The organism is Tractidigestivibacter sp. (assembly GCF_057241865.1).
The window spans coordinates 37,781-49,866 of record NZ_DBHHPX010000020.1 but is presented as its reverse complement, the minus strand read 5'-3'; the positions used below and the strand labels follow the sequence as shown (position 1 = coordinate 49,866).

13 protein-coding genes are annotated in these 12,086 nt (G+C 57.2%); 3 read left to right on the top strand and 10 right to left on the bottom strand.

Annotation, left to right across the window (positions count from 1 at the left end; translation table 11 throughout):
* The first annotated feature begins 20 nt into the window (after window positions 1-20).
* On the top strand, window positions 21-143 hold the full coding sequence (locus ACO59D_RS07950) for an IS3 family transposase (protein WP_485126526.1): 123 nt from the start codon (window positions 21-23) through the stop codon (window positions 141-143).
* A gap of 1,031 nt (window positions 144-1,174) precedes the next feature.
* Here ACO59D_RS07950 and ACO59D_RS07945 read toward each other — a convergent pair.
* From ACO59D_RS07945 to ACO59D_RS07935, 3 genes are read right to left on the bottom strand one after another with little or no spacing between them, the layout of a single operon-like run.
* Window positions 1,175-1,720 (bottom strand): YcxB family protein, encoded by a 546-nt coding sequence (locus ACO59D_RS07945; RefSeq protein ID WP_130811279.1) that lies wholly within the window; start codon window positions 1,718-1,720, stop codon window positions 1,175-1,177.
* 23 nt (window positions 1,721-1,743) lie between these two features.
* Complete coding sequence (locus ACO59D_RS07940; protein ID WP_130811280.1) at window positions 1,744-2,415, bottom strand: class II aldolase/adducin family protein; 672 nt, start codon at window positions 2,413-2,415, stop codon at window positions 1,744-1,746.
* Window positions 2,416-2,445: 30 nt separating this feature from the next.
* Complete coding sequence (locus ACO59D_RS07935; RefSeq protein ID WP_485126525.1) at window positions 2,446-3,777, bottom strand: PTS transporter subunit IIC; 1,332 nt, start codon at window positions 3,775-3,777, stop codon at window positions 2,446-2,448.
* Here ACO59D_RS07935 and ACO59D_RS07930 point away from each other — a divergent pair.
* Complete coding sequence (locus ACO59D_RS07930) at window positions 3,701-3,898, top strand: hypothetical protein (RefSeq protein WP_485126527.1); 198 nt, start codon at window positions 3,701-3,703, stop codon at window positions 3,896-3,898. The genes ACO59D_RS07935 and ACO59D_RS07930 overlap by 77 nt on opposite strands.
* Before the next feature lie 16 nt (window positions 3,899-3,914).
* Here the strand turns inward: ACO59D_RS07930 and ACO59D_RS07925 are convergent, their stop codons facing one another.
* The 3 genes from ACO59D_RS07925 to ACO59D_RS07915 are packed head-to-tail and all read right to left on the bottom strand — an operon-like array spanning window position 3,915 to window position 5,478.
* Window positions 3,915-4,217: a PTS sugar transporter subunit IIB gene (locus ACO59D_RS07925; protein WP_130811282.1), complete on the bottom strand. Its 303-nt coding sequence runs from the start codon at window positions 4,215-4,217 to the stop codon at window positions 3,915-3,917.
* A gap of 52 nt (window positions 4,218-4,269) precedes the next feature.
* Window positions 4,270-4,722: a PTS sugar transporter subunit IIA gene (locus ACO59D_RS07920; RefSeq protein ID WP_130811283.1), complete on the bottom strand. Its 453-nt coding sequence runs from the start codon at window positions 4,720-4,722 to the stop codon at window positions 4,270-4,272.
* Between the two features lie 54 nt (window positions 4,723-4,776).
* Window positions 4,777-5,478 carry a class II aldolase/adducin family protein gene (locus tag ACO59D_RS07915; protein WP_485126524.1) on the bottom strand — a complete coding sequence of 234 codons (702 nt, stop codon included), beginning with the start codon at window positions 5,476-5,478 and terminating at the stop codon, window positions 4,777-4,779.
* Window positions 5,479-5,721: 243 nt separating this feature from the next.
* Between ACO59D_RS07915 and ACO59D_RS07910 the strand changes: the two genes are divergently transcribed.
* On the top strand, window positions 5,722-6,483 hold the full coding sequence (locus tag ACO59D_RS07910) for a DeoR/GlpR family DNA-binding transcription regulator (RefSeq protein ID WP_130811284.1): 762 nt from the start codon (window positions 5,722-5,724) through the stop codon (window positions 6,481-6,483).
* Window positions 6,484-6,741: 258 nt separating this feature from the next.
* On the opposite strand, the gene ACO59D_RS07905 is transcribed toward ACO59D_RS07910, so the two are convergent.
* From ACO59D_RS07905 to ACO59D_RS07890, 4 genes are all read right to left on the bottom strand, one after another.
* The gene (locus ACO59D_RS07905; RefSeq protein ID WP_485126523.1) at window positions 6,742-7,590 is read right to left on the bottom strand and encodes an IS3 family transposase; all 849 of its coding nucleotides are present in this window, start codon (window positions 7,588-7,590) and stop codon (window positions 6,742-6,744) included.
* A 40-nt stretch (window positions 7,591-7,630) separates the two neighbouring features.
* Window positions 7,631-8,107, bottom strand: coding sequence for a transposase (locus tag ACO59D_RS07900; RefSeq protein WP_485126522.1), 477 nt, complete (start codon window positions 8,105-8,107; stop codon window positions 7,631-7,633).
* Window positions 8,108-8,210: 103 nt separating this feature from the next.
* Window positions 8,211-9,437, bottom strand: coding sequence for an iron-containing alcohol dehydrogenase (locus ACO59D_RS07895; protein ID WP_130811286.1), 1,227 nt, complete (start codon window positions 9,435-9,437; stop codon window positions 8,211-8,213).
* 427 nt (window positions 9,438-9,864) lie between these two features.
* A complete protein-coding gene (locus tag ACO59D_RS07890; protein WP_485126521.1) occupies window positions 9,865-11,700 on the bottom strand; it encodes a carbon starvation CstA family protein in 1,836 nt (611 codons plus the stop codon).
* Between the last annotated feature and the right edge of the window lie 386 nt (window positions 11,701-12,086).

The following is a 12,086-nucleotide window of genomic DNA, read 5'->3' as shown; positions in this document are numbered from 1 at the left end:
GGGACTGGGAGAGCGTCAGCCTGGAGGAGCTCGGGAAAAGGATCGATGACTACATGGAGTGGCACGACACAAAGAGGATCAGGCGCTCGCTGGGCTCGATGAGCCCCTTGGCATACAGGCAAAGCCCAGCCCTTGCAGCCTAGCGAGAACGGTACGGAAAAGCGGTACCACCCCCAACCCGCAACTCTGAGGCTATCAAACACAGCTTGGCGAGGAGAGCGGCGGGCGCGGAGCTATAAACGCAGTGGCGCTCCGGGGGGTGCGCCGGTTGCGGACACTGGGCCTCCGTCACTGCCCTCACGCGCATCGGACACGCCATGGCTAGGCCGGAGTCATCGTATCTGCAGCCGAGATGTGGCAATGCGGGGCTGCGTCCAGAACGGGGAGCCTCAACGAGCCTCGAGCAGAGACTCTTCGACAAGGACAGTTGGGGCTCCTTGCTACCGGCGTCTGCGACATCGCATCGAACTTCGAAGTTTGCGCAGTGCGTTCCGCGGTCTTTCCTCTGCTCAATCAGCGCCCCGAAGACATCAGATGAGACAACTATGCCCTTGTGAGAAGCGTCGTGGATTTACCTCCGCCAGACGCTCAACAGTTCACCCAAGACCACTGAGCCTACCAAAGAATGCTCCACAGCTACGCTACTCTACTATCCACGTCCTCCAAAATCCGGGGAGTGAGCGGACCCTCATGAACTGTCTCTCCCGGCTCAGAGCCCGTCTCGCGTAATACATCAACGAGGTCGAAACGCCACACGGCAAGAGGATCCATCCTCTCTATATGGAAAAAGGTACCCGTGAAGACACTTGCGATTGATGCCTCCCCCCACGAATACGGAGCTCTTTATCGTGCTAAACGACGCCCTCCACAGTCTCTTCGGCGGAAGACCTGATGCGAAGGACGGTCAGGACGGCCTCATCCCTTGAGGCAAGCTCGAGCCCTTCTTCCAGAAGGGTTTCGCATAAGATAGTCTTCGTACATGCAGGAGCATCGAATAGTTGACGCATCGAGCCTTGAGCGTCCCCTCGACCATGCCTGTGATATCGCTCGTAACGAGTAATTCCAAGAAGAGCGCCAGAGTATAGGCGCTGACAATACTTAACGTTGCGTGCGGCGGGAGGGCCTGCATATGCAGGTCCTCCCGCCGTTCAAACTCAAAATTAGTGCATAGAGGCTATGAAGCAGTGTATAGCTCCCGCGCTACCACACCGCGCGTCTTATAGCACCTCCCCAGCTTGCTGGCAAAGAGACTTCTTATGAGAGGAATGTCCTCATTCTTCATCACCGATTTTGGAAGGACAACCATCTGGTCAGCATCTCGATAGATGATGAACTCCTGCGCAAGCTCGAAAATGGCAGAGACGTTATGCCATCCGACCTTCTCAGAATCCGGATTTCCGCTTATACGAAACTTCATCCAGTCATCGCTGATGGAGATGCTTCTGTCGCGTTCAGGCAACCCGCTGTCGCGATATTCGCGCCAGCCCCTTTCACAGGAGAAGACAAGCAGAGGTACGGAGAGAAGTACCACGATATAGCAAATCTGAACTACATTCGACAGGCTCAGTCTGCCAAAGACGTTCATGCAGGCAAGCATGATTGCCCCGACCCATGCAGCAACCACGAAAACCAACTGGTTTCGCTTGCGTGCGAAGGCATTAAAGTAGAGCGCCTTGCGAAACGTGGGGGCATCGATCTTAAACTTGTATGTATACGTCATGGTCTATCTCTCCGCACGAATCTCTAGTACTGGCCGTACTTCGTCTTGACGAACACCTGCATGGCGGCAACATTCTCGTCGGAGATGGGAACGTAGGTGCCGCCGGTAGCACGAATGCGCCAATAGATTTCAGCAACCATTTCCAGTACAGTGGAAACCTTGAAGGCACCATCCATATCCGCGCCGATACAGACCGCTCCATGATTGCGCAGGAGGCAGGCATTCGATTTTTTGCCCATGGCCCTTACTGCAGCATCTGCAAGTTCGACCGTCCCAGGCAGACAGTAGTCTGCGCAGCGCACAGTATCTCCAAGCGCCTGGGCCGCTTCGTCGTGAAGATTGATGGGGATATTCTCCCCCATCGACGAGAACACCGTCGAGAAAATGGGATGGGTGTGGACGCAAGCCGAAACCTCAGGGCGAGCATTATACATACCGCGATGCAGGTCGTGCTCGATTGAGGGGCGTCTGTGTCCCTGCACAAGATTGCCTTCGAGGTCATATACATCGATATCATCGTCGACAATCTCGTGGTAATCCATGCCGCTGGGCGTGATATACATGAGTCCAGTCTCTCGATCACAGCAGCTGATATTTCCCCAGGTAGCCACGGTAAGGCCGGAGTCAATCATGCGGACACCAGACAATCTGACAAGCGTTATCAGCTCCGGCTTGATATCTTTTACGGAAGGCATGTAAATGAATCTCCTTCTTTCCTATCTCCGCTACTCGGTTGCCTCAGCAGGAACGCCGACCTGATGGTTCACCGCAGAGTTCTCAATGAACGCATGGATGGCATCCATGTTCTTGTGGACAAGGATGTAGCAGACAACGTAGACGGCAACAACGGCAGCGATGATGATTGGATTCTGGCTGAGGAACGCCATGAAGATGATGGCGCCAACAGGCTGGCCAAGGATAACAAGGGAGGTAATCATGCCATAGGAGCCCATATCAATGCCCGTAGAGACAGCGACCTGCGTGAAAGCAGCGCCCGTCAGCGAGCAGCAATAGAGGTCGATAATCATGAAAATCAGGCCACCGATAAAGGACTTGACAATATTGCCGTTCGAGCAAGCGACGAAAGGCTGGATGATGTAAGGAATGGCGACAAGGTCGAGCATCGGGAGCGTGAGGTTACCCGGAAGGATGAATGCGACGAGCAGGGTGACCGGCATGAGCAAGATGCCCGTAATCAGAGTTGCTGCCTCGCCGTAACCAGTAGCGTCATTCACTGCCAGGTACCATTCGCGGTTGCCCGTTCCCGCTTTCTTCATCTTCTTCTTGCCTGCTTCGGTGATAGCAGAGAAGGAGCCAGCGAAGATGCCCGAGACCTTCGGGAAGACAGCCATAACCGCAGCCGTCGCAATGCCACATGTCGTAATCTCGCCCCAGGTAGCAAGCTCACCCAGCTTATTGAAGTCGCCAATCACGCCGATAAGAAGGCCGAGGAACAGGCCGAGCGTCATTGGCTCGCCGATAAAGCCGAGCTTCTGACGAAGCGCCTGGGGGTCGGCATTGGTCTTGTAGAGGCCAAGCTTGTCAAGAAGGAGATTGAGAGGAACGGCTATGATGCCGCAGGTTGCTGTATGAAGGGATGCGATGGAGCAGTTCGGATAGCCGTAATAGGTAGACCAACGCTTGGCAATGATCTCGGTGCACAGGAGGGTATAGAGCTGCTGCACGACCATGCATGCCATTGCAAGCCAGAAGCTACCGGTCAGGACGAAGAGGCAGGAGCCCCATGCGAAATACGAATAGTTGTTCCACAGATCACCCGCTTGGAAGATTGTCGTATACCTGATGAGGTACAGGATGACCTGAAGCGCAATTGCAACGGCTATATAAATCATACCCACCTGATATGAATAGGCGATGATCGAAGTCGTTTGCCAGCCAAGGTCGACAATGGGCAGGTTGATACCGACGGAGTTGATCATGTTGCTAATGATTGGCTGAAGAATCGGACTATATGTGCCAATGACCAAGGAGAAGCCCTCGAGACCAACGCCGGCCGACAAGGCGGAGAAAAAAGCCTTCTTGGGCTTCACGCCCATAGCGAGGGCAATGACGAAAATAAAAACAGGGACAAAGACCGCGGCCTTGAACGTCGTGAAGAAAAGGTTCAAGGCGTTGAGAAATGCGTCCATTCTTTCCCTTTCTCTCTCTTATTGCTGATTCCCTCCTACCGGCCTTACTTGCCTTCCTTATGCAGAAGGTCGAGCACCTGCTCGAGGAATTCCGCGTCACCAAGACCAGTGATAAGGCCCATTGCGGAGAATGCAGGCACTCCATGGGAGTCGCCGATGGGACTGGAATTGGCGATAAAGTCATACTTGCCACGCATCAGATAGCCATCAAGCTCGGAGGGGTTGCACTCGTCGGCCTCCGCGTCATAGCCCTCGTCAGAGAGCATATCGACGATCTTGTTGGCCATCATGTGGGATGTCACGACACCAGACCCGCACACTGACAGGAACTTGACTTTCTTGGACATGGTTTCTTCCTTCTTCCTTCCTCACTATGCCGGACCCTCCGGCAAATTGACGCTAATTGACCCTCGGTGCCAGCAGGCCATATAGCTCGTCCGCGCTCTTTGCAGCCCGGATACTTTCAAGCAGTCCGCAGTCTTGGATAACAGCCATGATTTTCTGGAGCGTCTCCAGCTGCTTACCTGGATCTTGGATAGCAAGCATGAAAACCACTTCTGGATGCAGCGTTATTTCTGGTGAACCCATCTGCTGGAATTCGATGGGATGCGCGAGAGTTGCCACGCCCATCGATGTCTCATTTATATTCGATGCTGCACAATGTGGGATGGCGATATCAAATGCCACCGCAGGCAAGCCAGTGGGATATTCTTCTTCCCTATCGAGAATGGCCTGCATGAATGATGGCTTCACTAGGTCTTCGTCCAGAAACTCATTTGCAAGCTTGTGGAGCAAATCCTCTTTGGACGAAGCTTCCAGATTCACGTTTACAAGCTCTTTTCTTAAAAGCATATTGAAGTTACCCTCCGCTCCATATATTGCCGACGCTCAAAGATGTCTTCACGCCTATGGAACCAGGTCCTCCCCGTTCTCCCTTTCAGGCCGGCCTTTAGGCATGGCAATCGGAGCGAGCCCCATGTCCTTGCGAATGCCTTCCAGCCCGGCAACCTGCTCTGCGTCAAGTCCGCGTCCTCCCCCGAGCTGGTTCACTATAAAGTTGATGTGGGCGTAATTCTCGAGCACTTCCATGCGGGCAAAAGCTTCCCTGAGCGTCGTTCCCCATGTCAGAGCTCCGTGATTCGATAGAAGCACCGCTCCGTAGCCTTTCACATACGGAGCAATTCCATCTGGCACGTCATATGTTCCGGGCTTTGCATATTTGGCAATTGGGACAGCGCCAATCTGGAGCATCGCTTCAGACAGAATCGGCTCGTCCAGTGGAATGCCAGCAATCGCGTAAGAAGTCGCGTAAATCGGGTGCGCATGGACTACAGCCGTGACCGTATCGCTCTCTGCGTAGACGCGCAGGTGCATCTTCACCTCGCTGGACGGCTTCGCTCCTTCAGCCGCGAGCACTTTCCCATCCAAGTTCATCTTCACGATCATTTCTGGTGTCATGAATCCCTTGGAGATACCAGTGGGCGTCACGATGATTTCAGAGTCAGATATTTTGACGGAAATGTTGCCGTCATTGGTTACGACATAGCCATGTTCATACATTCGTCTTCCAACTTCGACAATGGAGTGGCGCGCCTCCGCTTCAGGCATATATATCTGTTGCATTTCCTTCACCACCCTTCCATATTTAAACATTTTCCAACAGATACAATCAATACAATGCAATATATAACGCATACTGTTGATGATGTAATAGGAATATTGTTGGTTTTCTGCCCGATGTTATTGTTTTGCCGGTGAGCGGCGATTGACGGAAAGGCTGGGGCAGCATCGGACAAAATAGGTCATCATTTATGCTCTACCAAGGTTTCTAGGCTTTCGGACTGGTGAGCTATGATTGGTGCAGTTAGACGTCAAAAAATAGCAGAGCTTGTACACGAGAAGAAAAGCGCTTCGGTATCAGAGCTGGCAAGCATCTTCTCAGTTACCGGCGAAACCATCAGAAGGGATCTCAAGGCCCTCGAATCTGAAGGCACGCTAAAGCGCTCGTATGGCGGAGCCTATGTCCAGACCGGCGTCGACAATCTTGTGGACGTTAATATCCGCACCACCGCATACCGCGGCAGCAAGGAAGTAATCGCCTCTCGCTGCCTGCAGTTCGTAAATAACGGAGACACAATCTTCCTGGACAATTCCACCACCTGCTTCTACATAGCGAAGCTTCTCCAGGACATGCGCATAACGGTGCTGACCAATAATCTGATGATCCTTAATTTGCTTTCAAAATGCCCCAATATCAGGCTCATTGGCATCGGCGGCAACTATTCCACCACCGAAAAAGCCTTCTATGGGCCGATTGCAGAGCTGACGATAGGACGCTACTATGTGGATACATCATTCCTTTCCTGCCGATCGCTTTCGCTGAAGAGCGGGATTACCGATTCTACGGACCGGTGGAATGATGTGAGGAGAATTGTTCTCGAGCACTCTCAGCGCACCTATTTTGTCGCCGACTATTCCAAATTCGACAACACGTCCTTTGTTCATCTCTGCGACTTCAACGAGGTGACGGGAATCATTACCGACCACCCCTTGAGTGAAGCGTGGCGTGAGAGCCTCGACAAGACAGGCTGCATTCTGATTGACGAGGATTAGAACGCGCACCCAGACAGACTTCGCGAGAAACAGAATGGTAGCGCAGCAGTCTTCCGCCTGCCGCCATCTACGCTGCACTTCAGCGAACGCATAACTATATTTTGGCCTGCCTCAGAATCCTGCGGTTTTGCTGGCGAACGCAGAGCCTTACTTCCAATGCTCTGTGTTCGCGCCCCGCGAACTCCCGCACCCGCACGCACAAGGGGGCCCGTCGACACATTGAACTGCGCCCCAAAACTTGGACGGGCTAAATAGAAATCAGGTTGCCAGGGCCTGGCCCCGGAACTCCTCCGGGGTCAGGCCCTTCAGTTTCACCTGCCTCCTCTTGGTGTTCCAGTGGATTGTATATTCCTCGAGGTCCGCCTTGAGGCTCTCGAAGTCCGGCCAGGTGCGCCCTCGGAAGAACTCGTCTTTGATGTGCCCGAAGACCTGCTCGGTGGCGCCGTTGTCGAGGCAGTTGCCCTTCCTGGACATGCCCTGGACGATCCCCGCCTCCCTGAGCCTCGAGCAGTACCTTTCGTGCTGGTACTGCCAGCCCATGTCGGACTGCATCACCGGGTGCGCCCCCTCGGGGACCTCGGGCAGCAGCATGTCGAGCATCTCGCCCTGCTGGGCCATGTCCGGGTGCCTGGATATCGAGAAGGCCGGAATCCCCTTGCTGCCGAAGTCGCACACGGGCGCGAGGTAGGCCTTGCCCCAGGGCTGCCTGAACTCGGTGACGTCGGTGCCCAGCTTCTGCCAGGGCCCGTCGGCGGAGAAGTCCCTGCCCGGCACGTTCTCGAAGGTCTCGCCGACCTCCCCCTTGTACGAGTCGTGCCTGTGGTAGTCGGTCTCGCGGCGGATCCCGCAGGAAATCCCGATCTCGTGCATCATCTTGAGCACGGTCCTGTCGGCTGTGGCCGCGCCCCCCTCGGCGCGCAGGCACATGGCGATCTGCCTGTGGCCGCAGCCGTTGGCGGTCCTGCCGAATATCTCGCGGGCCTTGTCCCACAGCCCCGGCCCCGTGGGCGACCTGGGGTTCTTGAGCGCCCAGTAGTAGCTCGACCTCGCCAGCCCCGCGGCCTCCAGCAGGTCCGCGAGGGGGTACTGCCCTGAAAGCCCGCTCACGACTGCCGCCCTCTCGCGGCTCGAGAGCGCTTCCCCGCCTTCAGGGCGATCGATTTTTTAGGTAGGCGTTCTCTGCCTCGAGCTTCTCGACCCTCCGCTCGAGCCCCCGCTCGCGGGTGGGCTCGACGGGCCTCGGCTTCGATCCGGGCGGCCTGCCCTTGGGCCTGGGCCCGGGCGCCTCGGCGCCGACCTCGCGGTACGCCTCGCACCACCTGTCGAGCGGGGTGCGCGAGGCTATCCCGAACCGCTCCATCGCCTGCGCCTTCGTGACGCCCTCCTCGACGACCGCCCGGACGGCGGCCAGCTTCGTCTCGTAGTCGTATCTCCTGTGGGCCCCGCCCATGTCCAGCAGCCCCTCCGCGCCGATCGCCCTGTAGGTCAGGTGCCATTTTCGCACGGTCGACGCCGACAGGCCCAGGGTTCCCGCGACCGCCTCATGGCCGACGCCGGAGCCGAACATCTCTGCGGCGCGCCGCCTCGTGCCCTCGTCGTGGCGGCTGCCAGAGTTGACGGACATAAAGAACGCCTCCCATTTCTCATGTCCAAGAAATGGGAGGCGGTTCACATGCCGGCGGGCTCCCCTTTTCGTTCAACCTTAGCCGGCGCGGCCGCGTGACTTGTTAGAAGTTCACCGGCTCGTCGTAGTAGCAGCACTTGAGGATCTTCTCGAAGTCCGCAGCAGTGGTCTTGCGCGGGTTCTCGGGCGTGCAGGCGTCCTTCTCGGCGTTGGCAGCGATGGTCGGGAGCTTCTCGAGGAACTCCTTCTCGGAGACCATGACGGACTCGCCGGTGGCATCGGCCTTCACGCCGCCGTTGGCGTAGTTGTTGATGCTCTGCGGAATGTTGAGCTGGTCGTTCATGTGGCGAATCTCCTGGACCAGGCTCTCGATCAGCGCATCGTCGCTGTCGCCCGACAGGTGCAGGATCTCCTTGGCGACATAGGCGTAGCGCTCGTGGGCACGCGGGTCCTTGGAGTTCCACTGGATGGCCTTGCCCAGATACATGGCGTTGGCGCAGCCGTGGATGATGTGGCCGTTCTCGAAGGCAGCACCGGTCTTATGCGCCATGGAGTGCACGATGCCCAGCAGGCCGGAGGAGAAGGCGATGCCGGCGAGGCACTGCGCCTCGTGCATGTGCTGGCGTGCGTCCTTGTCGCCAGTGTAGGAGACGGGCAGCCACTCGTGGATCTCGCGGATGCCGTGCAGGGCGTCGGCATCGGTGAACATGGACGCGGCGGTTGAGACGTACGCCTCGAGGCAGTGCGTGAGGGCGTCCATGCCGGTGTGCGCACAGAGCTTGGCGGGCATGGAGTACGTGAGCTCGGGGTCGACGATGGCGACGTCAGGCGTGATCTCAAAGTCGGCGATGGGGTACTTGATGCCCTGCTGGTAGTCGGTGATGATCGAGAAGGCCGTGACCTCGGTCGCGGTGCCGGAGGTGGAGCTGATGGCGCAGAAGTGGGCCTTGTGGCGCAGCTCGGGGATGCCGAAGACCTTGCACATGTCCTCGAACGTGCACTTGGGGTACTCGTACTTGATCCACATGGCCTTGGCCGCATCGATGGGCGAACCGCCGCCGATGGCGATGATCCAGTCCGGACCAAAGTCCTGCATGAACTTGGCGCCCTTCATGACCGTCTCGACCGACGGGTCGGACTCGACGCCCTCGAACAGCTTGACCTCAAAGCCGGCGTCCTCCAAGTCCTTCTGGACATCCTGCAGGAAGCCGCCGCGACGCATGCTGTGACCACCGGAGACGATGATGGCCTTCTTGCCCTTGAGGTTCTTGACCTCGTGGCGAGAGCCCTCACCAAAGTACAGGTCACGCGGGTTAGTAAAACGTCCCATAAGCACATCCTCCAATTCACTGGCCGCCACCGATGGTGGCAAATGTTCGAGAAGGCCGTTTGGCCCTCTCTGATGCCCTACCTGGAACAACACAAAGCCTGACGGGCAGCACAACGCATACCTCCAGCCCGTCCTTGAAAGCCGACCCATCCTACCAAATGCGAGATGGAGACGAGCCTCTTTCTAGCAAACGGTTTTATGCAGGCACAAGGTCGCGTCCTTGCTCCACCGAGGTGCTTACCCTTGGGATTCTCTGACACCCGGCCGTGACCAAATCGTCATAGTTTCAACACATTACAGAATCGCGTGCAACTGGTGTGCGACCCGCTCACGACGCGCGCCACACACAGGAAGGGCGCCTGGTGCCACCAGCACCATGCGCCCAACCGTACGCCACGAAAGCCTCGCCCCAGGTGAGGGGTACACCCTACGCGGTGACCTTGGTCTTAGCGTCTATGGCTACGTCGCGCTTGGACACCTCGACGTGCTTGCGGCCAAGCTCGGACCACTCGGGCTCCTCGTCGGGGATGGAGCCGGCCTTCTTGGTGAAGAACTCCTTCAGGCAGTTGTAGGCGACAATGACGCCCAGCACCACGAGAAGCACTGCAAAGACGAGCTGGATGCCCGAGGTGACAAGCACGGACGCACCGGTCGAGGTGGTGCCAAACAGGCCGTAGGTGCTGATGGCCACGACGCAGCCAGCAAGCGACTGAACCAGCGACGTGAAGGTGCAGCAGAGCAGGAATGCCACAGGCACGTAGAGCATCCAGCCCTTACGACCAGTAACCTTGCAGAAGACGGCGATGGTAATCATGGTCATGCCACCGAGCAGCTGGTTTGAGGCGCCAAAGAGCGGCCAGATGCTGAGGTAGCCGCCAAAGGTGAGCGACAGACCGCCGAGCAGGGTGACCACGGTCGCAAACCAGGGGTTGCCCACAACCTTCATGATGCCGGCCTTCTCGGTGCTGACGGCACGGGCGTCGTTGGTCTTAGCGAAGAACTCCTGCAGAGAGACACGGGCGATACGGGCCACGGCGTCAAGCGAGGTGAGCGCCAACGCCGAGACGCACATGGTCATGAAGACCGTTGCGATGGTGGAGTTGATGCCCATGAGCTCGACACCCTTGGCCACGCCACCGGCAAAGATCTGGAAGGGCGTTGCATTGCCCGCGTTCATGTCCTTGTACATGATGGCCGCGATGACAACCGCGAGCATGCCCACGAAGGACTCGAGCACCATGGCGCCATAGCCAACGGGGAGCGCATCGGTCTCGTTGGCAACCTGCTTGGAGGAGGTCCCGGAGGAGACGAGGCTGTGGAAGCCCGAGAGGGCGCCGCAGGCAACGGAGACGAAGAGCACGGGAAAGAGGAGCTGGCCGCTTGCATTGGTGAATCCAACAAAGGCAGGGGCGGTCATCTCGGCCTGGCCGTTCACGCCCATGGCAAAGATGCCGAGCACGGCGGCAACGATCATAACGACCATCATGATGGTGGTGAGGTAGTCACGCGGCTGCTTGAGCTTCTGGATGGGCATCGCGGCGGCAAACACGAGATAGGCCATCGTGACGGCAATCCAGCCGTTGGTATCGAGGTAGATGGGGGACTGCATGCCCACGGCAAACATCGCAACGATGAGCACCAGGGCGCAGACGAACTGCTTCCAGCCCTTGAGGTCGAACCTGCGGCAGAACCAACCAAAGGCGATGGCGACAAACGTGAAGAGCAGCGAGATGGTGCCTGCGGCAGCGCCGTAGTAGGACCTGGCAAGGTCAACCCCGCCGCCGTCGGCGGCAACCACCTTGAAGGTGCTCGCGACCATCGAGGTGAAGGCAGCGATAACGATGAGGCAGAACAGCCAGCTAAAGATCAGGAAGAGGCGGCGGCCCGTCTTGCCGATGTACTTCTCGATGAGCTGCGCAAGCGACTTGCCGTTGTTCTTCATTGAGGCGTAGAGGGCGCCAAAGTCATGCACGGCGCCAAAGAAGATGCCGCCGACAAGGACCCACAGCATAACGGGAACCCAGCCAAACGCCATGGCAACGATGGTGCCCTGGACGGGGCCTGCGCCGCAGATCGAGGAGAACTGGTGCGCAAAGACCGTGAAGCGTGATGCCGGCGAGAAGTCCTTGCCGTCCTCCATGCGGACCGCAGGGGTGAGCGCTTTGGGATCGACACCCCACGACTTGGCTAGCCAGCGCCCGTACCCGAGGTAACCAATAATCAGGACCACCGCACTTATCAAGATGATCGCGATACCGTTCATGTCGTCTTACCTCCTTTGGGTAGGGCGCCGCGGATCTTTTCCGCTGATTGCGCTCGGTGCGGGGCATGGTACATCCTTTGGGGCTGGGCCGAAGCCCCTCGAAGAGAGCCAAACTGTTGGATATTTCTGCAATTCTCTGTATGAATTAGGATAGAGGCCAAATGATTTCCTTAGATATTGGATACGGTAAGTCGGCTCAACAACGCTGCTCGCAATGGAGGCCTCTCCAAACTTTCTCCAAAACGTAATCGTTTTGGGCCTTAGTTCGAAACAATTTCCCAACGTTTACCGTCCTCTGGTGACCGTTCATAGCAATTGTCGTATTGAGGCGCACATTAAAGGGGCAAGGCATCCCGTTCCCTACGGCGGACGATAATCTTTGACAC

What these genes read in the sequence shown, in the direction of transcription:
- ACO59D_RS07945 (WP_130811279.1), bottom strand. Translation starts at nt 1,720, where the DNA reads ATGACGTATACATACAAGTTTAAGATCGATGCCCCCACGTTTCGCAAG.
- ACO59D_RS07940 (WP_130811280.1), bottom strand. Translation starts at nt 2,415, where the DNA reads ATGCCTTCCGTAAAAGATATCAAGCCGGAGCTGATAACGCTTGTCAGA.
- ACO59D_RS07930 (WP_485126527.1), top strand. Translation starts at nt 3,701, where the DNA reads ATGACCAAGGAGAAGCCCTCGAGACCAACGCCGGCCGACAAGGCGGAG.
- ACO59D_RS07935 (WP_485126525.1), bottom strand. Translation starts at nt 3,777, where the DNA reads ATGGGCGTGAAGCCCAAGAAGGCTTTTTTCTCCGCCTTGTCGGCCGGC.
- ACO59D_RS07925 (WP_130811282.1), bottom strand. Translation starts at nt 4,217, where the DNA reads ATGTCCAAGAAAGTCAAGTTCCTGTCAGTGTGCGGGTCTGGTGTCGTG.
- ACO59D_RS07920 (WP_130811283.1), bottom strand. Translation starts at nt 4,722, where the DNA reads ATGCTTTTAAGAAAAGAGCTTGTAAACGTGAATCTGGAAGCTTCGTCC.
- ACO59D_RS07915 (WP_485126524.1), bottom strand. Translation starts at nt 5,478, where the DNA reads ATGCCTGAAGCGGAGGCGCGCCACTCCATTGTCGAAGTTGGAAGACGA.
- ACO59D_RS07910 (WP_130811284.1), top strand. Translation starts at nt 5,722, where the DNA reads ATGATTGGTGCAGTTAGACGTCAAAAAATAGCAGAGCTTGTACACGAG.
- ACO59D_RS07900 (WP_485126522.1), bottom strand. Translation starts at nt 8,107, where the DNA reads ATGTCCGTCAACTCTGGCAGCCGCCACGACGAGGGCACGAGGCGGCGC.
- ACO59D_RS07895 (WP_130811286.1), bottom strand. Translation starts at nt 9,437, where the DNA reads ATGGGACGTTTTACTAACCCGCGTGACCTGTACTTTGGTGAGGGCTCT.
- ACO59D_RS07890 (WP_485126521.1), bottom strand. Translation starts at nt 11,700, where the DNA reads ATGAACGGTATCGCGATCATCTTGATAAGTGCGGTGGTCCTGATTATT.